The sequence below is a fragment of the Erythrobacter sp. 'gip.4 top 5' genome (assembly GCF_056495765.1).
In genome coordinates this window covers 1,702,564-1,723,839 of sequence record NZ_CP200270.1, presented here as the reverse complement: position 1 = coordinate 1,723,839, position 21,276 = coordinate 1,702,564, and the positions used below count along the sequence as shown (strand labels likewise).

General features: G+C 61.4%; 19 protein-coding genes, 1 tRNA gene and 1 other RNA gene. 6 read left to right on the top strand and 15 right to left on the bottom strand.

Features of this window, described 5'->3' with window-relative positions:
* Window positions 1-43 precede the first annotated feature (43 nt).
* The gene (locus ACRANW_RS08245; RefSeq protein ID WP_479431335.1) at window positions 44-1,273 is read right to left on the bottom strand and encodes a tyrosine-type recombinase/integrase; all 1,230 of its coding nucleotides are present in this window, start codon (window positions 1,271-1,273) and stop codon (window positions 44-46) included.
* A gap of 195 nt (window positions 1,274-1,468) precedes the next feature.
* Window positions 1,469-1,554: transfer RNA gene (locus ACRANW_RS08240), tRNA-Tyr, on the bottom strand.
* 168 nt (window positions 1,555-1,722) lie between these two features.
* On the opposite strand from ACRANW_RS08240, the gene rlmB reads away from it, so the two are divergent.
* Window positions 1,723-2,514 carry a 23S rRNA (guanosine(2251)-2'-O)-methyltransferase RlmB gene (rlmB, locus tag ACRANW_RS08235; protein ID WP_479433897.1) on the top strand — a complete coding sequence of 264 codons (792 nt, stop codon included), beginning with the start codon at window positions 1,723-1,725 and terminating at the stop codon, window positions 2,512-2,514.
* A 409-nt stretch (window positions 2,515-2,923) separates the two neighbouring features.
* Here rlmB and ACRANW_RS08230 read toward each other — a convergent pair whose 3' ends face one another.
* Together ACRANW_RS08230 and lon are read right to left on the bottom strand one after the other, a co-directional pair.
* Window positions 2,924-3,196: an HU family DNA-binding protein gene (locus ACRANW_RS08230; protein ID WP_479431334.1), complete on the bottom strand. Its 273-nt coding sequence runs from the start codon at window positions 3,194-3,196 to the stop codon at window positions 2,924-2,926.
* Window positions 3,197-3,439: 243 nt separating this feature from the next.
* Window positions 3,440-5,848: an endopeptidase La gene (gene lon / locus ACRANW_RS08225; protein ID WP_479431333.1), complete on the bottom strand. Its 2,409-nt coding sequence runs from the start codon at window positions 5,846-5,848 to the stop codon at window positions 3,440-3,442.
* Window positions 5,849-6,020: 172 nt separating this feature from the next.
* On the opposite strand from lon, the gene ACRANW_RS08220 reads away from it, so the two are divergent.
* Window positions 6,021-6,452 carry a hypothetical protein gene (locus ACRANW_RS08220; protein ID WP_479431332.1) on the top strand — a complete coding sequence of 144 codons (432 nt, stop codon included), beginning with the start codon at window positions 6,021-6,023 and terminating at the stop codon, window positions 6,450-6,452.
* Window positions 6,453-6,481: 29 nt separating this feature from the next.
* Here ACRANW_RS08220 and ACRANW_RS08215 read toward each other — a convergent pair whose 3' ends face one another.
* The 6 genes from ACRANW_RS08215 to ACRANW_RS08190 form a co-directional block, all read right to left on the bottom strand.
* Entirely contained in the window at window positions 6,482-6,823 is a 342-nt protein-coding gene (locus ACRANW_RS08215) for a YbaB/EbfC family nucleoid-associated protein (protein ID WP_479431331.1), read from the bottom strand.
* Window positions 6,824-6,837: 14 nt separating this feature from the next.
* Window positions 6,838-8,667: a DNA polymerase III subunit gamma/tau gene (locus ACRANW_RS08210; RefSeq protein WP_479431330.1), complete on the bottom strand. Its 1,830-nt coding sequence runs from the start codon at window positions 8,665-8,667 to the stop codon at window positions 6,838-6,840.
* 60 nt (window positions 8,668-8,727) lie between these two features.
* An RNA gene (ffs, locus tag ACRANW_RS08205) (signal recognition particle sRNA small type) lies at window positions 8,728-8,822 on the bottom strand.
* A gap of 35 nt (window positions 8,823-8,857) precedes the next feature.
* On the bottom strand, window positions 8,858-9,136 hold the full coding sequence (locus ACRANW_RS08200) for an ETC complex I subunit (RefSeq protein ID WP_479431329.1): 279 nt from the start codon (window positions 9,134-9,136) through the stop codon (window positions 8,858-8,860).
* Between the two features lie 15 nt (window positions 9,137-9,151).
* A complete protein-coding gene (gene hrpB, locus ACRANW_RS08195; RefSeq protein ID WP_479431328.1) occupies window positions 9,152-11,587 on the bottom strand; it encodes an ATP-dependent helicase HrpB in 2,436 nt (811 codons plus the stop codon).
* Window positions 11,588-11,668: 81 nt separating this feature from the next.
* Window positions 11,669-12,679, bottom strand: coding sequence for a polyprenyl synthetase family protein (locus ACRANW_RS08190; RefSeq protein WP_479431327.1), 1,011 nt, complete (start codon window positions 12,677-12,679; stop codon window positions 11,669-11,671).
* Between the two features lie 68 nt (window positions 12,680-12,747).
* On the opposite strand from ACRANW_RS08190, the gene ACRANW_RS08185 reads away from it, so the two are divergent.
* A complete protein-coding gene (locus ACRANW_RS08185) occupies window positions 12,748-13,056 on the top strand; it encodes a chorismate mutase (protein WP_479431326.1) in 309 nt (102 codons plus the stop codon).
* Between the two features lie 766 nt (window positions 13,057-13,822).
* Here the strand turns inward: ACRANW_RS08185 and ACRANW_RS08180 are convergent.
* The 4 genes from ACRANW_RS08180 to ACRANW_RS08165 all read right to left on the bottom strand — a co-directional run bounded on the left by ACRANW_RS08180 (window position 13,823) and on the right by ACRANW_RS08165 (window position 17,192).
* Complete coding sequence (locus ACRANW_RS08180) at window positions 13,823-15,229, bottom strand: sensor histidine kinase (RefSeq protein WP_479433896.1); 1,407 nt, start codon at window positions 15,227-15,229, stop codon at window positions 13,823-13,825.
* 58 nt (window positions 15,230-15,287) lie between these two features.
* A complete protein-coding gene (locus tag ACRANW_RS08175; protein WP_479431325.1) occupies window positions 15,288-15,965 on the bottom strand; it encodes a response regulator transcription factor in 678 nt (225 codons plus the stop codon).
* 123 nt (window positions 15,966-16,088) lie between these two features.
* A complete protein-coding gene (locus ACRANW_RS08170; protein ID WP_479431324.1) occupies window positions 16,089-16,397 on the bottom strand; it encodes a PepSY domain-containing protein in 309 nt (102 codons plus the stop codon).
* Between the two features lie 48 nt (window positions 16,398-16,445).
* Complete coding sequence (locus ACRANW_RS08165; protein WP_479431323.1) at window positions 16,446-17,192, bottom strand: SIMPL domain-containing protein; 747 nt, start codon at window positions 17,190-17,192, stop codon at window positions 16,446-16,448.
* A gap of 137 nt (window positions 17,193-17,329) precedes the next feature.
* Here ACRANW_RS08165 and ACRANW_RS08160 point away from each other — a divergent pair, with 137 nt between their 5' ends.
* Both ACRANW_RS08160 and ACRANW_RS08155 read left to right on the top strand, forming a co-directional pair.
* On the top strand, window positions 17,330-19,174 hold the full coding sequence (locus ACRANW_RS08160; protein WP_479431322.1) for an ABC-F family ATP-binding cassette domain-containing protein: 1,845 nt from the start codon (window positions 17,330-17,332) through the stop codon (window positions 19,172-19,174).
* Window positions 19,171-19,782: a uracil-DNA glycosylase family protein gene (locus ACRANW_RS08155; RefSeq protein WP_479431321.1), complete on the top strand. Its 612-nt coding sequence runs from the start codon at window positions 19,171-19,173 to the stop codon at window positions 19,780-19,782. The genes ACRANW_RS08160 and ACRANW_RS08155 overlap by 4 nt, the downstream gene beginning before the upstream one ends.
* A 36-nt stretch (window positions 19,783-19,818) precedes the next feature.
* Here the strand turns inward: ACRANW_RS08155 and ACRANW_RS08150 are convergent, their stop codons facing one another.
* Complete coding sequence (locus ACRANW_RS08150) at window positions 19,819-20,172, bottom strand: DUF6456 domain-containing protein (RefSeq protein WP_479433895.1); 354 nt, start codon at window positions 20,170-20,172, stop codon at window positions 19,819-19,821.
* A 37-nt stretch (window positions 20,173-20,209) separates the two neighbouring features.
* On the opposite strand from ACRANW_RS08150, the gene ACRANW_RS08145 reads away from it, so the two are divergent.
* A protein-coding gene (locus ACRANW_RS08145; protein ID WP_479431320.1) for an IS630 family transposase occupies window positions 20,210-21,270 on the top strand; the annotation gives its coding sequence in 2 pieces (ribosomal slippage) (window positions 20,210-20,702 and window positions 20,702-21,270; 1,062 coding nt in all).
* Window positions 21,271-21,276 lie beyond the last annotated feature (6 nt).

The following is a 21,276-nucleotide window of genomic DNA, read 5'->3' as shown; positions in this document are numbered from 1 at the left end:
CGCTCGGCATCCGAAGGTTCAAAGACCCGTGCTAGACTTCGTTTTATGTGTTTCGGTTTTTTTGCAGTAGGCGCGTAGTACTGGCCAGACCGGCCGCGCTGCCCACGCAAAAATGCCCCCAAGCGTCCATTAGCTTGACGCGCGCGCCAGGCTGCCCTGGTGTGCCAAGATAGGTTGTCCGCCGATAGGCCGCTTGCACAGCGTCGGGCGTCTTGTGAGCCAGCGCCGCTTCCACTACAGCATCGGCAAAGCCTTCATTAGCGGCCCAATCGGTTAGGGCGGAGCGGAAACCATGCACGTGGAATGGCTCACTCATATCACGCAGCACCTTGAGCAACGTCATGTCTGACATCGGCTTGCCAGCCATGCCAGGGAACACGACATCACTCTCAGGCATCCGCAAGGCATTTGCCTTCGATAGCACCGCGACAGCGGCTTCAGATAGCGGCACGATATGCGCCTTTCTCCGCTTCATATGATCAGCTGGGATAGTCCACAGACGCACCTCCAGATCAAATTCGACCCATCTCGCCAGCCGGACCTCCTGGCTGCGAACACCAGTGAGTATAAGAAGCTCAAGCGCTAGCCGACCATAGGATGGTTTGCGCCGAAGTGCGGTGATGAAGCCAGGCAGGGCAACATAAGGCATAGCTTTGCGGTTCTCGCGCGCCTTCACTTGGCGCGGAAGGCCTCGTCCCGCTTTGAGGCTGCCATTGCCAGACGGAGCCTCGCGAGAGCGCCAGCCCTTGGCATGGGCATAATCGAGCACCGCGCAAATCCGATTGCGCACTTGCCGTGCGGTTTCGGGAATTTCCTGCCAGATCGGCGTCAGTACAGTAATGATGTCGGATGTGGTGATACTGCCTGTTGGCATGTCACCCAGTTTCGGAAAGGCGTAATTTTCCAGACTGGCGAGCCACTGACGCGCATAAACCTTACTCTTCCAACCAGACTCATTCTCTGTGTGATACTGACACGCGGCATCGCGGAACGTCACCTTGGCCGCGGCATCGTCCTTGCGTTCCGCCAAAACGTCGCGCTTTTCCACCTTCACGGCTTTGCGCAACTGCCCCGCCCTTTCACGCGCCTCTGCCAGCGTAAGCAGTTTTGCGCTGCCCAATCCGATATCGCGCCGCTTGCCATCTTGTTGGACCCGCACCAGCCATGAAGCTGCACCACTTTTCCCCACCTTCAGAAACAGCCCGTCCCCATCCTGATAGGTGCCTGGATTCGCAAATGCGGCCTTGACCGCGACTGCTGTGAGCTTGCCCATTTCATTCCCCACACTTTCGAAGCGCAAATCAGAGCACCTAAGTGTGGGGAACAATGATGCTGTCCCCACACCTTCCCCACATTCGCTGCCAGCTGCACGCGAACGACAGCGAACCCAGGCAACCCTTAAGGGGCACATTACACGAGGGAAAAGGACAATTCTACGGTCATTCGCGAACGCCGACGAATAAGGAATTGGTGGACAGGGCTGGATTCGAACCAGCGTACGCTTGCGCGGGCAGATTTACAGTCTGCTGCCTTTAACCACTCGGCCACCTGTCCACACAGTCCCCTCAGTCGAGGGGGGCATTCTAAGTGTAATACACTCTGAAATTGCGCGTGTCCGTTTCCAGACCCGTTCCGAGAGGCGCCCCTTTGAAGAAGCACTGCTTGCCTGTCAATGCCCCTGCTGGCAGGGGGCGCGCTTGATGCTGCCATGAAGGAGCAATGATGGCCAAGGTTGAACGTAAACGTGCCCTGCGAGGCCGCGCGGGGCGCATGAAGGGCGGCCGTGGTTCTGGCCGCGGCAGCGCAGGACACGTACGCCTTTGGGGCCGCCATGCTGTTGAGGCTGCTCTCAAGAACTCTGAACGCCAGCATCGCAAGCTGTGGGCCACGCCAGAGGGCCTCGAAAGCCTCGATGGCGAGCTACCCGCTGGTTTCCCGGTCGAGCACGCCCAGGCAGCCGATCTTGCGCGCCTCGTTGCTAAAGATGCGCCACACCAAGGGCTCGTATTGGAGTGCGCCGCACTGGAAGACGTGTTCCTTGATGAAGTCGCAGATGGCGACGCGGCACGTCCGATCGTCGTGCTCGATCAGGTTACGGATCCGCACAATGTCGGCGCGATCTTGCGTTCGGCTGCCGCTTTCGGCGCCGCAGCAATCGTTACGCAAGACCGCCATGCGCCAACAGAAGGCGGCGTGCTGGCAAAGGCTGCTTCGGGCGCGCTTGAAACTGTACCGTGGGTGCGGGTCGTCAATCTGGCACGCGCGCTCGAAGAATTGGCAGAGGCCGGATATTGGCGCATTGGGCTCGCGGGCGAAGCCACTGCGGTCCTTGCCGACGTTATGCCCACTGGACCGCTGGCCATCGTGGTGGGCGCTGAGGGCGAAGGCCTACGCCAGAATATCGCAGCCCATTGCGATGTCCTCGCCAAATTGCCGATTTCGTCGGCAATCGAAAGCTTGAATGTTTCTAACGCTGCGGCAATTGCGCTTTATGCGGTGGCGACGCGAGCTTAGATGCTCGGGCAAGGGGTGCGTTTCCATGTCCACCCCTTCAATTATTCGCGTTTGCGCCATGCAGTGCTGACTGGCTTTGCGCTGGCATTGCCCGGCTGCTTCAGATCGTCAGGAAAGTTCAAGTCCGAACTTGCCGTTACCGAGCCAAACGGCTTTACCTCTCGCCCCAAAAGGGAGACCTTTTTAGCGGTCAAATAAACCTTGCGCAAATGAGCACGGGCATTTCGCCAGTTGCATCGAAAAATACAATGATAACTTGGCCCGTCTCGTCGCTGAAGCGCCAAGTCCCGACCAATCTGACTGCCGACACGCCCGGATATCGAGGGCAAAGGCAAAGAAAAACCCGGCCAGCCACAGGGCAGACAGGGTTTCCTTGCCTTTTCGAACAGGCAGCCGATTGGAGAACGGTTTAGTTGACTGCGTCCTTCAGACCCTTGCCGGCCTTGAACTTGGGCTGGTTCGAAGCCTTGATCGTCATCGGTTCGCCGGTGCGTGGGTTGCGTCCGGTCGATGCCTTGCGCTTGGCAACCGAAAAGGTGCCGAAGCCGACCAAGCGCACTTCGTCACCCCCCGAAAGAGCCTTGGTGATTGCGTCAAAGACGCTCTCTACGGCATTCGAAGCATCGTTCTTTGACAGACCGCTCGCGGCTGAGACTTCGCTGATCAGGTCGTTCTTGTTCATCTGGGAACCCCCTCACTTCAGGATTTCATTGATCGTGATGAATCGCGCATCTTGGAAACGGACAGACTGAAACGTTTTTTGACGGGCTGTCAAAGGCAAATAGGCGAGCCGATCAGGCCTTGCAGACAGCCGAAATTGTCTGAGCGCCCAACGTGAGTCAAACGCTCCTCAGTATGATGAATGCCGTCTCCGGAAAGGCGTGACCCTGCCGCGAATCACGGCAAGTGGACGCCTTCTAGCGGCTCAATGCGCAGTTGGCACCTCTGAGCTTGCCGGATTTACTGCGGGCTGAGCAGCTACAGGCTGGCTCGCAAGATCATCGGCTTCGGTCCATTCGATTGCCTCAAGCGGCTCGACCAATGCTCGCGCGAGCACCTCGTCAACATGAGACACGGGCACGATTTCAAGCCCCTCTTTGGCATTGGCGGGGATTTCGGCCAAGTCCTTCACGTTATCCTCGGGAATGAGAACGATCTTTATGCCGCCACGCAGCGCGGCCAGCAGCTTTTCCTTCAATCCGCCAATAGGGAGCACCCGGCCTCGCAGTGTGACCTCACCAGTCATCGCCACGTCCGGGCGTACCGCGATCCCGGTGAACGTTGACACAATCGAGGTAACCATCCCGATCCCGGCGCTTGGCCCGTCCTTGGGCACCGCGCCTTCGGGGAGATGGATGTGCACATTCTTACGATTGATCAGGCTGGGCTTGATGCCATAGGCGGGCGCCCTGGCCTTCACAAAACTGAATGCGGCCGAAACGCTTTCGTTCATCACCTGGCCCAGCTTGCCGGTGGTCTTCACCTCACCCTTGCCCGGCGTGGTGACGCTTTCGATAGTCAGCAATTCGCCGCCCACCGATGTCCATGCAAGCCCGGTCACTGCGCCAACCTGCGCCTCCTCCTCCGACACACCGTGCTTGAAGCGACGCACGCCGGAGAAATCACCCAGATTATCTGCCGTGATGGTGACACTGGTCGCTTTCTTTTCAAGAATCTGGCGCAGGCTCTTGCGCGCCAACTTGGCGATTTCGCGCTCAAGCGTCCGCACACCGGCTTCTCGGGTGTAGTAGCGGATAAGGTCGCGAAGCGCCTCTTCCTCCAGCGTAAACTCCGATTTTTTCAAACCATGGGCTTCGACCTGCTTTTCAACGAGGTGACGCTGGGCGATTTCGACCTTCTCGTCTTCGGTGTATCCTTCGAGCCTGATGATCTCCATCCGGTCAAGCAGCGGCTGCGGCAGATTGAGGCTGTTTGCCGTGCATACGAACATGATGTCCGACAGGTCGAGATCGAGTTCGAGATAGTGGTCCTGAAACTTGGAATTCTGTTCCGGATCAAGCACTTCAAGCAGCGCCGACGCCGGATCGCCGCGGAAATCCTGACCAAGCTTGTCGATCTCATCGAGCAGAAACAGCGGGTTTGACGTGCCGGCCTTCTTCAGGTTGGCAACGATCTTGCCCGGCATTGAGCCGATATAGGTCCGGCGGTGGCCGCGAATTTCGGCTTCGTCCCGCACCCCGCCCAGCGATTGGCGCACAAATTCGCGCCCGCACGCCTTGGCAATCGATTTGCCAAGCGAGGTCTTGCCGACGCCCGGAGGTCCGACGAGGCACAGGATCGGTCCCTTCAGTTTGTTCGTGCGCGCCTGAACAGCAAGATATTCGACGATCCGATCCTTCACCTTCTCCAGCGCGTAGTGATCGGCATCGAGCACCGCTTGCGCCTGGGCGATGTCCTTCTTCAACTTCGACTTCTTGCCCCACGGCAGGCCGAGCAGCACGTCGAGATAGTTGCGGATCACGGTTGCCTCGGCGCTCATCGGCTGCATCGACCGCAGCTTCTTGAGCTCCGCGTGAGCCTTGGCCTTGGCTTCCTTGGAAAGCTTGGTCTTTTCGATCTTCTCGGTCAGCTCGGCAATCTCGTTGCCCTCACCTTCGTCCCCTCCGCCAAGCTCGGACTGGATCGCTTTCATCTGCTCGTTGAGATAATACTCTCGCTGAGTTTTTTCCATCTGGCGTTTGACCCGGCCGCGGATCTTGCGTTCGACCTGCAAAACCGACAACTCACCTTCCATGAACGCCATGACAAGTTCCAGGCGCTTCAAGGGGTTACCTTCCGTCAACAACGCCTGCTTGTCTGAAACCTTGGCACTAAGGGCCGCCGCGATGGTATCCGCCAGTTGCCCGGCATCATCGATGTCCGAAAGATCAATTGCGGCATCTTCTCCCAGCTTCTTGTTCAGCTTCGCATATTCGCCGAATTGCTCCGTGACCTGACGCATCAATGCGGTTACTTCGCTGCCCGAAACAGTTTCGGGATCAACGTCCTCCACCTCTGCCAGCAGATACGTGCCAACATCTTCAAGCGCCGAGAGCCGGGCTCGCGACTTACCTTCGATCAGCACGCGCACGGTTCCATCGGGCAACTTCAGCAACTGAAGCACCTGCGCAATTACGCCCACATCATAGAGATCGTCGCCGTCGGGATCATCACAACCCGGATCAAGCTGAGCAAGAAGAACGATATCCTTGGAAGCCTCCATGGCCGCTTCGAGCGCTGCGACCGACTTATCGCGTCCTACGAAAAGGGGAACGACCATGCCGGGGAATACAACAATATCGCGCAGCGCGAGGAGGGGGTAAGTCTGAGTCATGTTTCTGTATCCGCGGTGCTCCCCGTTATCGGGTGAACGAGAGCGCCTTTGCGCAGAATATGGGGAGGGCCTCCGAACCCCGCAATGACTTTTTCGGAAGAAGCTGTGGAGCAAGAGGCGAGGCGTTAACGCTCGTGCGTTATCCTCTGCCATGGATTGATTGAGGCAAACTATGACGACCGCAGTTTGGATTCTCAGCGGGCTTGCTTTGACCGGCTTGGCCGCGCTGCTCAGCCAGTCCGAAACCGCGGGAATCGGCATGAACTTCGGCTTGTCGGGCTATCTTCCAGTACTGATCATTGGAAGTCTGGGACAATATTGCTTCTGGCGTGCCTTGCGAAGCGCAATCGGCGATGTCTGGGTGGTGACTAGGGGCCGAAATCGCAAGGTCGAAACACCCCCGGCCGCTCCGAGCGCCAGCGTTCCATCCGGGACAAAGGAATTGCCTCCGCTATCGGACTTCGATGCCGACGCGGCATTTGCGCGTTACATGGCGCGACGCGAGGGCGGCATGGCGCAGGCACAGAACGATGCAGCGACAGGTCTTATGCCCCGTCATAACCGCGCCCGCACACACGGCGGATTTGGCCGTAAGGTGGTCTAGCATTCGCCGGACCACCCAGACGCTTCCTTTCAACCAAGTCCCGGCAAATTGAAGCCTGGCGGAAGACCCATCGAGCCTTGCATCTCGCGCATCTGTTGCTCCGAAACCCGATCAGCCCGGTCGCGCGCGTCGTTGAAAGCGGCTGCGACGAGGTCCTCGAGGATCTGCTTGTCGTCAGGCACTATCAGGCTGTCGTCAATCGCAACTCCAAGGATTCGGCCCTTGGCGCTGGCACGGACCTTCACCAAGCCGCCACCCGCCGAGCCTTCGACCTCGATCGAATCCAGCTTCACCTGCATATCGTTCATCTGCTTCTGGATGGTCTCTGCCGCCTGCTGGGCGGCTGCCATCATTTCTTCCATCGATTTCATCGCGGGGGAACTCCTCAATTCCAGGGGGGATTGCCAGCGCCGGCACGTGCGGCGCGGCTGTGGGTTGTGATCAATTCGGCATCGGGAAAGGCCTCGAACGTGGCCTTGACCAATGGGTCGGAGCGAATTCGGGCGTCCTTTGCGGCGACTTCGGATTCCGCGATCTCGCGCAAGGATGGCCGGGCCTCTCCGGTGCCACGCTCAATCGACCAACGCTTGCCCGTCACCTTGAATAGCGCCTCACGAATGTCGGGCGCAGGGTCATCGGGAAAATTGTCAGCTTGCTGATAAATCAGGCGTTCCGGAGCGATCTCGATAACCCGCACCCGATCTCGCATCATCTGCGCAACGCGCAATTGGCCGGCCGCATCAACCGCATCGACAAGCTTGGTCCATTCTGGCGCGGGTGACGCTGCGGCGGGCGTTGGGTTAGCCGCAGCGCTTTCGTTTGAAGCGCCAGCCGCCGCGGGGGCCGGACCGTTTGCGGCCAACTCTTCGATCCGCCGGGCAAGCTTGCCCGGATCGGGCATTTGCGCCGCGTGAAGAATACGCAGCAAGGCCATCTGGAGCGACACCAGCGGATCAGGGGCGGTGCGCACCTCGTCATGGCCCTTCAGCAACAATTGCCACAGCCGGTGCAGCTCTCCCGCGCCGAGCCTCGTGGCAAAGTCACTAAGCGCAGTACGTTCATCCTCTGCCGGCACGTCCGGCTCACTACCCGAGACCTGCGACAACGTCACGCGGTGGGTCAAATCCATCAGCGCGCGCATCAGCGCCAACGGCTCCACACCTAGAGCATACTGCTCGTCAACGGCAGCAAGCAACGCCTTGGCATCGCCGGACAAAAGATGTCCGAGCACGCGCCTCTGCGCGCTTTTGTCGGCAAGACCCAGCATGTCACGCACCCGGCTGCCGGTCACCTGGCCCTCACCGTCTAGATCAGCATGCGCGATGGCTTGATCGAGGATCGAAAGCCCATCGCGGACCGATCCCTCAGCCGCCGCAGCGATGATGCCGAGCGCCTCCCCTTCGGCTTCGACACCTTCCAGAGCGCAAATCCGTGCAAAGTGTTCGGCCAGCATCGGTGCAGGGATGCGGCGCAGATCAAAACGCTGCGTCCGGCTCAACACCGTGACCGGCAGTTTGTCGACTTCGGTCGTAGCGAACAGGAACTTCACATGCGGCGGCGGTTCCTCAAGTGTCTTAAGCAAAGCATTGAAAGCATTACGCGACAACATGTGAACTTCGTCGATAATGTAGATTTTGTAACGCGCCGAAACGGCAGTATAGCGCACCTGCTCGATGATCTCGCGCACGTCATCGACGCCGGTATTGGACGCGGCGTCCATCTCGATAACATCGATATGGCGCCCTTCCGCGATAGCCACACAGGGGCCACATACGCCGCAGGGATCGATGGTCGGCCCGCCTTGCCCATCCGGCCCAATGCAATTCAGCGCCTTGGCGATCAGCCGCGCAGTCGAGGTTTTGCCGACCCCGCGCACACCCGTCATCAGAAACGCATGTGCCAGCCGGTCCCGCGCAATCGCGTTGGCAAGAGTACGCACCATCGCTTCCTGCCCGATCAGTTCGGAAAAGGTTTGCGGGCGATATTTGCGCGCCAAAACGCGATAGGGTTGCGCTGATGCGGCGGTCTGGGCCGGGTCTGGCTTGAGCAAGGTCGGGTCTAACGGCGTCAAAGCGGGGCCTGGCTGAGGCAAGACCGGGTCTGGCGCGGGCTGCGCGGGGTCATCAAACAGCGCATTCTGACCTGCCGATTCCAGTTCGACCGCCGTGGGGGCATTGCCAGTCTGCTCAGGCAGTTCGGGATCGGAATCGGTCATCTCGACAAGCTAGGCGCTCGGTGACGTTTTGTCATGGTGCGCGAGGCTGCGAATACGTGCAAAAGAGGAGCCGAGCGACCCGCCGCAATTCACCTGGGCTGCTTCCTTCCGGACCTGACCCGGTGAGCGAACGCAAACGTCCACCCGACTCCCGGCGTATCCTATGGCGCAAGGATAGGCGGAAATCAACTCAGCGAAAATTATCCGCGTAGGCCTGCAGCTTCAGCCGCTTGGGCGGTGTCGCGTAAACGCGCGCGGCTATGCCATATTTTTCGGCATAGGCTTTGGCCGCGTCCTTCGAGGGAAAGGTCAAGTGCACCTGCGACTGCGTATCGCCCGATCCGGTCCAACCCATTAAGGGGTCAGCAAAACGCGCCTCGGAATGTTCAAATTCCAGCACCCACTCATCCGTGTGCGCCTTGCCGGACTGCATGGCGTGCTTGGGCTTCTGAAAGATGCGTGCGCTCATGCTTTATCCTTTAGATCACGAATGGCTGCGGTTGAAGGCGTTTTTGGTCTTCATGCTCGGCTTTTCCAACCACGGCTGATCTGGCCAGCGGTGCCTAGGATAGCGGCCCTTCATGTCCTTGACCACATCGCGCCAGCTACCGCGCCAGAAACCGGGCAGGTCGCGAGTCGACTGGACCGGACGCCCGCCGGGGCTGGTCAGCTTAAGCAACAGCGGAGTCATGCCGATCATCGGCTGCATATCCAGCCCGAACAGCGCCTGCACCCGCACCTCGACACTCGGCGCATCGTCGCCCGCATAGTCGATGGCATGGCGCGTATCAGCGGGCGAGGTAAAATGCATGGGCGCAGCCCGATCAAGCGCCGCTTTGGCATTCCAGTCAAGCAGGCCCAGCGCGGCATCCGCAAACCGGTGCGGCGGCAAATCGCAGTCGCGTCGCCCGGCCAGCACCGGCGCGAGCCACTCCCCCGCCCGTTCCCGCAAAGCCTCAGGTGAAAGCACTTCGACCCCGGCGAACCGCGCGCGCGCAAGAAAGCCGTCCGGCAAAATCGTCCCCAGCCGCTCCACAGCCTTGCCCACAAGGATATCCACAAACAGCGCAGGGTCTGGCGCGGGTTCCGGAACGCTGGTCAGCACGATCGCGCCGAGCCGCCGTTCGCGCCGCGCTTCGACACGATCCTTGTCATTATTCCAGCGGGTTGAAATGCGTTCCTGCAATTGCTTGGCAAATAACACCGCAATGCGATCGGCGGCAATTTTAGCCCCTGCTGTGATGCGCGCGCCCTTGGCCTGCCCCTGTGCGTCGCCAATCACGATCCATTCTGCGCGGGCAAGCGGTGAGGCTGGATCGAGCACATAGCCCCGCCCGCCTGCACTGACCCAGTTCTCCCCAGCGGGGTCGCGGCGGCGCGCGACAAAGTCCGGGCGGGCAAGCGCCAGTGCTTCGGCTGCATCGTTGGCAGGACTGGAACCGATGACGCTTGTCAGCTTTGCCGCTTGCTTGGCCCACCCCTCGGCGATGCGCTGTGCTGATATGCTGCGCGGCGCGCGATCACCGCGCCAGCGGCTGAGGCGTTGAACCAAATCCTCGCTCCGCCCGCCTAGCCCGCGTTCCTGCAACAGCATCACCAATCGCGCCGCATCCGCGCCGCAGCCTGCCTGCGCACCGTGGAGCACGGCGGCGGCCTGATCAGGCGCCATCGGCAGCGCGGCAATCGCCTCGCCCAGCGGCGTGATCCGTGCGCCTGCATCCAGCGCGCCCAGCGCCTCCAGCGCGGTCCGCGCCGCTGCCAGCGAGGCTTCGGGCGGCGGGTCTAACCATGGCAACGCCCGCGGATTGATCGAGCCCCACTTGGCCAGCCGCAGCAGCAAGGGTGCAAGATCAGCCTGCAGAATTTCAGCCGGTGAGAACGCCGGACGGCCAGCATGGCCTGCCTCCTCCCACAAGCGATAGGCCACCCCCGGCCCCTGCCGCGCCGCACGCCCGGCCCGCTGCGCCGCCGACGCCTGCGACGCGCGCCGCGTGACAAGATGCGTGGTGCCTGCCGCACGATCAAACTCCGCCAGCCGCGCCAAGCCGGAATCGACCACCACGCTCACCCCGTCGAGCGTCAGCGATGTCTCGGCGATGGCGGTGGCCAGCACGATGCGGCGGCGGCCTTGCGCATCGCGGCGAATGGCAGCGCGCTGGGCTGCCGGTTCGATCTGGCCGTGGAGCGCGTGGATCGGCACGTCGGTGAGGCGCGGCTCCAGCCGTTCACGAAGCCGCTCGATTTCGCGAACACCGGGCAGAAAGGCGAGAATGTCGCCGCTTTCCTCACGCCATGCGGTCAGCACGGCAGCCGCCATCCGGTCTTCGATATTCTGTGCCGCATCGCCGCCAAGCCATTTGATCGACAATGGAAAACTGCGCCCCTCGCTTTCGATCACCGCCGCGCTGTCCCCCAAAAGGTGCGAAAAGCGCGCACCATCGATGGTGGCAGACATCACCAACACGCGCAGATCCTCGCGCAGCACGGCGCGGGTTTCGAGCGCCAAGGCCAGACCGAGATCGCTATCGAGGCTGCGTTCATGCGCTTCGTCAAACAGCAGCGCAGAAACGCCGGGAAGCTCCGGATCGTCCACCAGCCTATTCACCAGGATCGCCTCGGTCACGATGAGGATGCGGGTGCGCGCTGAAACCTTGCTGTCCAGCCGGGTCATGTAGCCCACGGTTTCGCCCGGCTTTTCGGCCAGCACTTCGGCCATGCGCTCCGCTGCGGCCCGCGCAGCAACGCGCCGCGGCGAGGTGAGAATGATCTGGCCTGTGCACCATGGCTGAGCCAGCAGACCGGGCGCGACAGCGGTGGTCTTGCCGGCCCCCGGCCGCGCAATCAGCACGCCTGCGCCCTGCCCTGCGAGCGCGGCGCGGATCGCGGGCAGGACGGCGTGGATGGGGAGGTCTTGGCTCACACCAACCGGCTAGAAGAAGGGCAGCCTTTGCACAACGCCCCGGTTCGCTTCCGACAAGCTCAGGGCGAACTGAGGGTCGGTCTAATGCCCGCGCGCTACGGCGAATTGCGCCGCTTCGGCCATGGCCGAACGGGCCTTGCCGTCAGGGAAGATCGAAATGGCATCGATTGCCCGCTGCGCGAAATGACGAGCGCGCTCGCGGGTTTCTTCGAGCGCATTGTGCTTGCCAATCAGCGCGATGGCGTGGGCAAGGTCCGCGTCTGACGTGCGATGCCCGATGATCGCGTCTTGCCAGAACTTGCGTTCGTCCTCGTTCCCGCGGGCATAGGCAAGGATCACCGGCAGTGTCATCTTGCCTTCGCGGAAGTCGTCGCCCTGGTCTTTGCCCATTTCGGCGGCATCGGAATCATAATCGATCGCATCGTCGACGAGCTGAAAGGCGACGCCCAGGTTGCGGCCATAGGCTTCGAGCGCGCGTTCCTGATCGTCCGAACATTCCGCTACCACGGCGCTGATCTGGCTCGCGGCGGCGAACAGGGCCGCGGTCTTGGCACCGATGATGTGGAGATATTGTTCTTCGCTCGTGGCGATCTGGCGCTGGGCGGAAAGCTGCGAAACCTCGCCTTCAGCAATGACCGCGCTGGCGCGGCTGAGGATGGCGAGAACGCGCAACGATCCGTCCTCTGTCATCAGTTGAAACGCGCGGCTGAACAGGAAGTCGCCCACCAGCACGGTGGCCGGATTGCCAAAGATAATGTTGGCCGCCGCCTTGCCGCGCCGCAATTCGCTGCCATCAACGACATCGTCGTGTAGCAATGTGGCAGTGTGGATAAACTCGACCGCCGCCGCCAGTTTGTGATGGCGCGTGCCCTTGTAGCCCACCAGTTCCGCGCCGGCGAGCGTCAGCATCGGCCGCAACCGTTTGCCCCCGCCCGAAATCAAGTGCCCGGCCAGGCGTGGGATCAGCGGGATTTCGCTCTGCATCCGATCAAGGATCACAGCGTTGACGGCATTCATGCCGTTAGCGGTCAACGACAGCATCGGATCGAGTGTCGGCGCCTTGCGCGGCAGGGGGAGAATGTCGGCACTCATATCCCGCAGGCATTAGGGGGTGGCCGACATGCTTGGCAAGCGCAGAATTGCTGCTAGCTTTGCGCATTATGCAGCATGATCCGCACGCCCACCTGGCACCTGATCCGGTGCTCACCGCTTTCCGCAAAAGCATCGACAACATCGATGCCGCGCTGATTCATATCCTTGCCGAGCGGTTCCGGATCACGCAGGCGGTAGGGGAGTACAAGGCGAAGGCAACCTTGCCTCCGGCCGATCCCGATCGCGAAGCGCGCCAGATCGCGCGGTTGAGAAAGCTTTCGGAGGAGGCTGATCTGGACCCGGAGTTCTCCGAAAAGTTTCTGCGCTTCATCATCGAGGAAGTGATCCGGCACCACGAACGCGCAGCGGCGGGTTAAGGCTTATCATGATCTGGTGTGGGAAGCGTCGGCTCCGATGGCGGTGGTAGTGGCGGCGAGGTCCGCGCAGCTTCGATTAACTCGGCGCGTTCGCGCAGGATCCGCGCCTGTGCTCGGGTAAGACGAACATTTTCACCTTTGCCAAGCGAAGCCTGGCGGCCCTGTCCGGAATAAATCAACGATCCGCTCAGACAGGTCGCATCCCGGCCAAAATTGACATCGCATTGGGGCCCGATACCGCGCCGGTCGATTTCCGGCAGAACATGGGGATTACTGAACACGGTGCGCTGACCATCTAGGCTGTCACCTGAAGCGCATCCCCCGACTAAGGCTGCGACAGCGACAATGCTGGTTCGGAATAGGATCATGCCGGAGTTCCTCAAAAAACCAAATCATATTAATCACTTGACCATCCACCAGACGCCTGCTGCGTTGCAGATGAACGATGGCGAGATTGGCCACCACCCAGCTTGTCCAGCCTCCGAATCGTACGTTTGGCGCCGCCGGACTACCAATCAGATACCTTTCGGCAAAAACCGCGGCATGGCGTATCATCGCCCAGCGTACAGCTGAGCTCTCCCGCGCGGCCAACCGATCCGCCACCGTTGTGGCATCGACCGGGCAGAAAACGGGATTAGCGGTGGTCAGAGGCGCGCCATTTACAGTCATCTTGCGTGTCGGAAATGCCCTGCCTGCGTGAGACTCAGGCCTAATTGTTGCACATCCAACGAACAGGAACGACAAACCCTTCGCGAGATGTCTGTCGTCAATTTACGCGCGGCAGTCGCAGTTCGACCAGCAGGCCGCCCAGATCCTCGCTGGTGCCAAGCGTGACGCTGCCGCCATAGATTTCCGCCACATCGCGCACAATTGCGAGGCCAAGTCCGGTCCCAGGCTTGTCGGTATCCAGCCTCGCTCCGCGATCAAAGATGCGGACGCGCTCGGCTTCGGGGATTCCGGCGCCGTCATCTTCGATCCAGATGAGGCACATTTTGGCATCACGCGGCGCCTCGCACTCATCGGGGTCAATGGTGACAAAGACGCTACCACCGCCGTATTTGGCGGCATTTTCTATGAGGTTGCCAAGCAGTTCGTCCAGATCTTGCCGCTCCAACGCAACGGTGGCGGCCTTGCATCCGGCAATGTCGAGCCGGCCTTCGGGATAGAGCCGCTCGACAGCGCGGCGTACGGCCTGCGCGCTGTCCATCACATTGGTGCGCGCATGGCCCACCGCACGACGGCCCACGGCGCGCGCACGGGCAAGATGGTGGTCGACATGGCGCTGCATCGTGCGGGTTTCGCGCATCACCGCCTCGCCCAGATTGGGCGCACGGGCGGTGGCGGCATTGGTGAGCACAGTCAGCGGAGTTTTCAAAGCGTGAGCGAGGTTGCCTGCATGGCGCCGGGCCTCCTCTGCCTGACGCTCGGAATGTTCCAGCAGGGCGTTCAATTCCTCCACCAGCGGCTGCACTTCGAGCGGCAACGGCTCGGTGATGCGGTTTGCGCCGGTTGTGCGCAAATTCTGGATTGCGGCGCGTACGCGGCGCAGAGGCGAGAGGCCGTAGCGGATTTGCAGCAACGTCATCACCAGCAGGCCAAGGCCCAGCACGGCAAAGCTCCAGATCAGGATCAGGCGCACTCGCCCGACCTGCGTGTCCATCTGTTCCGTCGCGCTGGCAACGGCAAAGGTCCAGCGGGTTTCGCTGCCGGGAAGGATCACCGTGCGTTCGGCAATGCGCAACCGCTCGCCAGCGAACTGGTCCGAGTGGAAGAAGTTGACTTCGCTATCGAATTGCTCGCCCTGTGACGCAGCGCTCTGCAACGTCAGCGTGCGATCCCACAGACTGCGCGACGGCCAGGGCTCGTAATTTCCGCCGCTGATCTGCCAGTAAAGTCCGCTGCCTGGCTCCAGAAACCGTTGATCGCCAAGCGTACGGTAGAAATAGACCTCACCGCTCCCATCGATCTCGGCCGAAGCGATCATGGCGGTGAGGATGTAATCGAGTTGTTCGTCGAAATTGGCCTCAACCTGCGTGGTCAGCGTGCGTTCAAGCGCAATACCGCCACCAAGCAGAAGGACGAAAATCCACCCCGCCGCAATGATCCCCATACGCCGCGCAAGGCTGGCGCGTGGTTGTTTGGCATCAACACTATCGGCCAGGTCGCCAGGCACTGCTCCGCCCTCACCCGCAGGCAGGAGCGTAGGCGCGTCGCCGCCTTGAACCGCTGCCTCAGGCGCGCGGTTGGTCGGCAGGGTCGTCGAGGCTGTAACCGAGGCCACGGATGGTCGTTATCACGTCTGCGCCAAGTTTCTTGCGGATGCGGGTGACAAACACCTCGATCGTGTTCGAATCGCGATCGAAATCCTGATCATAAATGTGTTCGATCAACTCAGTGCGGCTGACCACCTTGCCTTTGTGATGCATGAGGTAGCTCAACAGCTTGTATTCCTGCGCCGTGAGCTTGACCGGTTCACCATCCAGCGTGACCCGGCCCGAACGGGTGTCCAGCCGGACATCGCCTGCGGTCAGTTCCGACGAGGTGTTACCCGAAGCGCGGCGGATCAGCGCACGCAGACGAGCGATCAGTTCTTCAGTCTGGAACGGCTTGGCAAGATAATCGTCGGCGCCGGCATCCAACCCAGCAACTTTGTCTGACCATGAATCGCGCGCGGTCAGAACCAGCACCGGGAAAGCGCGCCCCTCGCGCCGCCACATGCCAAGCACGGTCAACCCGTCGATTTCCGGCAGGCCCAGATCGAGCACGACAGCATCGTAATCCTCGGTCGAGCCCATGAAGTGCCCGTCCTCGCCATCGACAGCGAGATCGACGGCATAGCCCTGCCCTTCGAGTGTCGTTTTGAGCTGCGCGCCAAGGGTCGGTTCGTCTTCGACGATCAGAATGCGCATGATCCACCATTTCCAAGCATTGTTTCGTTGGGGGTCGTGCGCTTTTGACGGGCCAGCGTCAAGCAACCGGGCCAACCTTGAATAAGGGCTTTCCCCCGCGAAACACGCATCCCAGCCGGTCCGTCAGCGCGAACGGCCGATGACACGCCCTGTGCGTGCATCGACATCGACATGGGTGACACGGCCTTCTTTGATGAACTTGAGCCGGTAGGCTCGTGCGGTCGAATCATAGGCAAAACCCAGATATTCAGCGCCCTTCATCATCGGCAGGATTTTGGCTTCAATCTCGCCAGAGCGCATGATGTTACCCGCCTGCGCCTCACGCCGCGCCTCGCCCTGATCGCCGCGCACCTGTTCCTGCGCCGCAGCGGGCGCATGGGTCAGAACGAGTGCGGCAGACAGGCCAAGAGAGAGCGAAAAGAAGCGTTTCATGACAACATCATGCCTAGTCCGGTTCCATTGAACAAGCCGTGAATGGCTTTATTGCGCCGGCTCAGCGCCGTTGCTGACCAGCTCGTATGTGATTGCGACGTTCACCCCGGCCTGCACCATGCCGGGCTGCACCGGCGCGGCATCCGCTGACTGGAGCACGATCCCGCGACCCTTGGCCATTTCCGGCATCGGCCCGTTTCCGGCCATGCTTTCATTGATGGCAAGCACCTTTACCCCGTCGTAGCCAAGCATGGCAGCATAGGACTGGGCCTGCGCCTTGGCCCGCTCAACTGCGCGCGTGCGGGCCGCAGCCTTGGCGACCGTATCATCGTCGATGCTGAAATTGGGCCCGCTGATATCATTCGCTCCGGCCGTGACCAGCGCATCCAGGACGCGGCCCGTATCGTCAATCTTGCGCAGAATCACGCTGACCCGGTTCGATGCCTGATAGCCACGGAACACCTGACGCTGCGTCGCCTGATCGTAATCATAGCGGGCGTTCACGTTGATGCCGGTCGTCTGAATATCCTTCTCGGCAATCCCCAGCGCCTTGATCCTTGCAATCACCTTTTGCATCTCTGCCGAATTCTGTCGCAGCGCCTCGGTCGCCGTTGGCGCTTCGGTGGAAACGCCTGCACCAATGGTAGCAGTATCCGGGGCGACATCGACGCTTTCATAGACGTTGAGTTCAACCACCGGGCCGCTCGAATCGATCTCGATGTTGGCGGCCGCAAGTCCGTTGGCAGGCAGCGTGAGTGCCGAAGCGGCCATAAAAACGAGTGCAGGTTTCATCATGTGGGTCGTCCTCCAATTGGTCGCGCCTCTGGACCTGTTCAGCTTTCGCGGGACTGAACAGTTGCAGGCATTGCATCACACCCCGATGCTGCGTGGGGCTTGTGGCGCGCAAGCTCTGCCCTTACTTGCCGCGCTCCATGGCACAGCCCCCTATCTTTTCGCTTGAAGGCATCTCCCTGCAACAAGGTGGGCGCTGGTTGTTTGGCGGCCCGAAACCGGCAAGCGGCGCGACCCCGATTGATCTGCACGTCATGCCAGGCGACCGGCTGGCGCTGATCGGCCGGAACGGCGCGGGCAAGACCACCTTGTTGCGGATCATCACCGGCAAGATCGAAGCGGACCGCGGCCAGCGGCGGGTCAAGCCGGGAACGCGGATTGTGTTCCTCGAACAAGATCCGGATTTCTCGCGCCATGCGACGCTGATGGATTGGGCGCTGAGCGGCGAAGATGCGCCGGCCGCGCATGAAGTCGATGCCATCGCTGGGCAGCTCGGCATCGAAATGAACCGTGAAGCCGAGACCGCCAGCGGCGGGGAACGGCGCCGCGCCGCCATTGCTCGCGCTCTGGCGCAAGACCCCGATCTCATCCTGCTGGACGAGCCGACCAACCACCTCGATCTGGCCGCGATTGATTGGCTCGAAGACTGGCTCTCGCGATATCGCGGTGCTTTCATCACCATCAGCCACGACCGTACCTTTCTCACCCGTCTCACCCGCGCAACCCTGTGGCTCGACCGCGGGACGATCCGCCGCAAGGAGGTGGGCTTCGGCGGGTACGAGGCGTGGGAAGACCAGGTCTACGCCGAAGAAGCCCGCGCAGCAGAGCGGATGGATGCCAAGTTGAAGCTGGAAGCACATTGGCTCGAACGCGGGGTGACGGCGCGGCGCAAGCGCAACCAGGGGCGGCTGGAGAAGCTTTATCAAATGCGCGCGGCGCGTGCCTCGATGATCTCGGGTGCGGGGACGGCCAAGCTGAAGCTGGCGAGCGATGATGACTTCAAGTCGAAATCGGTGATCGTCGCGGAAGGCATTTCCAAGTCCTATGGCGACCGCCCCATCATCAAGCCTTTCACCCTGCGCATCCAGAACGGTGATCGCATCGGCATCGTCGGATCGAACGGCGCGGGCAAGACCACCTTGCTGCGGCTGCTCACCAAAGAGCTGGAGCCTGACACCGGCACGGTCAGCCATGCCCGCACGCTGTCAGGCGTGATGATCGATCAGCAAAGATCGCTGCTCGAACCCGGCGCGACCGTGCGGCAGATCCTTGCCGAAGGGGGCGACTGGATCGACGTTCGCGGGGTCCGCAAGCATGTTCAGGCGTATCTCAAAGACTTCCTGTTCGATCCCGGCCTGGTCGATACCAAGATCGGCATTCTTTCGGGCGGCGAACGATCACGCCTGCTGCTCGCGCGCGAGTTTGCCCGCACGGCGAACCTGCTTGTGCTGGACGAGCCGACCAATGACCTTGATCTTGAAACGCTTGATCTGCTTCAGGAAGTCATTGCCGATTTCGATGGCACCGTATTGATCGTCAGCCACGACCGCGACTTTCTCGATCGCACGGTCACGGTAACGCTTGGCCTTGATGGGTCGGGCAAGGTGGACATCGTGGCGGGCGGATATGCCGATTGGGAGGCCAAGCGCAAAGCTCCGCTTACGCCGGGCAAGACCGGGTCTGGCGGGGGTCAAGCGCGACCAAGCGACCTGCAAACAGACACCGGCAAAGCCCCTTTGGCCAAGCCCGCAGCCGCCGCCAAACTCACCTACAAGGACCAGCGCGATTACGAAATCCTGCCTGACAGGATCACGGAACTCGAAACCGCCATCGCCAAGGGCGAGGCCTTGCTGAACGACCCGGAACTATACGCCAAAGACCCGCAACGCTTCGCGACGATCAGCAAGGGCATCGAAAATGCACGCGCGGAAAAGGACGCGGCTGAGGAACGCTGGCTTATGCTGGCCGAACTGGTCGAAGGGTGAGCGCCCCCGCACTGGGGGACACGATCGAATCCTTGCGGGCGCGGATCGCCGCCTGTACCCTGTGCGCCGAAAACTTGCCACTTGGCCCGCGCCCCATTGCCCTGTTTTCGGCCACCAGCCGGTTGCTGATCATCGGTCAGGCACCCGGCACCAAGGTTCATACCAGCGGCGTGCCGTGGGACGATGACAGCGGCGATCGGCTGCGCGATTGGCTGGGGCTCGACAAATCCACCTTTTATGATCCCGCACAGGTTGCGCAGATGCCGATGGGCTTTTGCTATCCGGGCAAGGCGAGCGGCGGCGATGCCCCGCCCCGCAAGGAGTGCGCCCCGCAGTGGCACGACGCGGTGCTCGACGTGCTGCCCAAGGATCGCCTCACCTTGCTGGTCGGTATTCATGCGCAGGCCCGCTATCTGCCCGCAACACGGGAATGGTCGATGACCGAGCGCGTGCGCGCCTTCGGCTCCTTCGACAAGGCCATCGCCCTGCCCCATCCGGCGTGGCGATCGCGTATCTGGATGGGGAAGCATCCTTGGTTCGAGCAGGACATCCTGCCTGGCCTGCGGGCGCGGATCGCGGCAATGTTCGGGTCTGTTGGAGACACATGAGACACTGTCCAGAAAGCGAAAATCACACCGTCGGCATCAGGTGATCCGGTAAAACTCCGCCACCCGTTCCAGCGCGATGCGCAGCACAAGCTTGCCGCTGCGTGCTGGCCAGCCGAGGGTCTTTTCCGCTTCGGGCAACGCCTCGCCTGCACAGACCACGCGCCATAGTATGTCCTCAAGCCCCCTTCCCGCAGCCATGATCGCCCCGTCGAACCGCTGGCGCGCTGCAACCTGACGCTCGCTCGGAGCCAACCCCCGATCTCCCGTCGATTTCACACGCACCGGATCCCAGCGCATCGTGACATTGGGTGAGAGCTGTGCGCGTTCATAATCGGTTCTGATACCAAATCCCGATGAGGCTGACTCATGGGGGATTTCCAAGGCGCTGATTTTCTGATTCACCGGAGCAAGCACGAGGAGGCTTGCGATGGCGACGGCGATTGGTGTTCGATCAGATTTCACTTCGCGGGATTTGAGCCGATTTTCCCGACGATGTGACGATCCGGATCAGGTACGGCGGTTGTTGGCGTTGGGCTTGATCCTGGACGGCAGCAGCCGGAGCGAAGCGGCCAAAGCGGCTGGCGTGACGCTGCAGGTCGTGCGGGATTGGGTGATCCGCTTCAATGCTGATGGCCCGGACGGGCTGATGTCACGCAAGGCCCCCGGCAAAGTCTCGATTCTGAGCGATGAGCAGCGCCGCGCTCTTGCGCAGCAAGTTGAAGCAGGCCCGATTCCTGCGGCGCACGGGGTTGTCCGCTGGCGTCTCATCGATCTGGCGCAGTGGGTGTGGGATGAGTTTGGCCTGTCGATTACCAAACAGACGCTGAGCCGTGAGATGCGCGCGCTGGGCTTCCGCAAGCTCTCGGCCCGCCCTCGTCATCGTGGCCAGAAAGCGGATGACATTGCCGATTTTAAAAAAACTTCGCAGGCCAGTTGGCAAAAATCCGACTATCCTTGCCGCACGGCACCGCGATAGAACTGTGGTGGCAAGATGAGGCGCGCATAGGCCAACAGACCAAGCTCACCCGCCGCTGGGCCAAGCGCGGAACCCGGCCCTGTGCGCCCAAAGACCAGCGCCGGGCCTCAGCCTGGATCTTCGGGGCCATCTGTCCCGCCGAGGGCAAGGGTGCTGGCATCGTCATGCCCCGTTGCAACAGCGAGGCCATGAGCATGCACCTCGAAGAGATCGCCTTCCACGTCGCGCCGGGGGCGCATGCCGTCTTGATCCTCGATCAGGCCGGATGGCATGGCTCGGCGGAACTGGTCGTGCCCGCCAACATCACTCTCATGCCGCTGCCGCCCAGGTGCCCGGAGCTCAACCCCGTCGAAAACGTCTGGCAGTTCATGCGCGACAACTGGCTCTCCAACCGCATCTTCTCATCCTACGACGACATCGTCGACCATTGCTGCTTCGCTTGGAACAAGCTCGTCGATCAGCCCTGGCGCATCATGTCCATCGGCATGCGCCAATGGGCGCATGGGTTCTGATCAATG

Excerpts from the sequence above, each read along its gene's own strand:
- ACRANW_RS08215 (WP_479431331.1), bottom strand. The coding sequence starts at position 6,823 with ATGAAATCGATGGAAGAAATGATGGCAGCCGCCCAGCAGGCGGCAGAG.
- lon (WP_479431333.1), bottom strand. The coding sequence starts at position 5,848 with ATGACTCAGACTTACCCCCTCCTCGCGCTGCGCGATATTGTTGTATTC.
- ACRANW_RS08220 (WP_479431332.1), top strand. The coding sequence starts at position 6,021 with ATGACGACCGCAGTTTGGATTCTCAGCGGGCTTGCTTTGACCGGCTTG.
- ACRANW_RS08170 (WP_479431324.1), bottom strand. The coding sequence starts at position 16,397 with ATGAAACGCTTCTTTTCGCTCTCTCTTGGCCTGTCTGCCGCACTCGTT.
- ACRANW_RS08230 (WP_479431334.1), bottom strand. The coding sequence starts at position 3,196 with ATGAACAAGAACGACCTGATCAGCGAAGTCTCAGCCGCGAGCGGTCTG.
- ACRANW_RS08185 (WP_479431326.1), top strand. The coding sequence starts at position 12,748 with ATGCAGCATGATCCGCACGCCCACCTGGCACCTGATCCGGTGCTCACC.
- ACRANW_RS08210 (WP_479431330.1), bottom strand. The coding sequence starts at position 8,667 with ATGACCGATTCCGATCCCGAACTGCCTGAGCAGACTGGCAATGCCCCC.
- ACRANW_RS08190 (WP_479431327.1), bottom strand. The coding sequence starts at position 12,679 with ATGAGTGCCGACATTCTCCCCCTGCCGCGCAAGGCGCCGACACTCGAT.
- ACRANW_RS08165 (WP_479431323.1), bottom strand. The coding sequence starts at position 17,192 with ATGATGAAACCTGCACTCGTTTTTATGGCCGCTTCGGCACTCACGCTG.
- ACRANW_RS08175 (WP_479431325.1), bottom strand. The coding sequence starts at position 15,965 with ATGCGCATTCTGATCGTCGAAGACGAACCGACCCTTGGCGCGCAGCTC.
- ACRANW_RS08200 (WP_479431329.1), bottom strand. The coding sequence starts at position 9,136 with ATGAGCGCACGCATCTTTCAGAAGCCCAAGCACGCCATGCAGTCCGGC.
- rlmB (WP_479433897.1), top strand. The coding sequence starts at position 1,723 with ATGGCCAAGGTTGAACGTAAACGTGCCCTGCGAGGCCGCGCGGGGCGC.
- ACRANW_RS08245 (WP_479431335.1), bottom strand. The coding sequence starts at position 1,273 with ATGGGCAAGCTCACAGCAGTCGCGGTCAAGGCCGCATTTGCGAATCCA.
- ACRANW_RS08160 (WP_479431322.1), top strand. The coding sequence starts at position 17,330 with ATGGCACAGCCCCCTATCTTTTCGCTTGAAGGCATCTCCCTGCAACAA.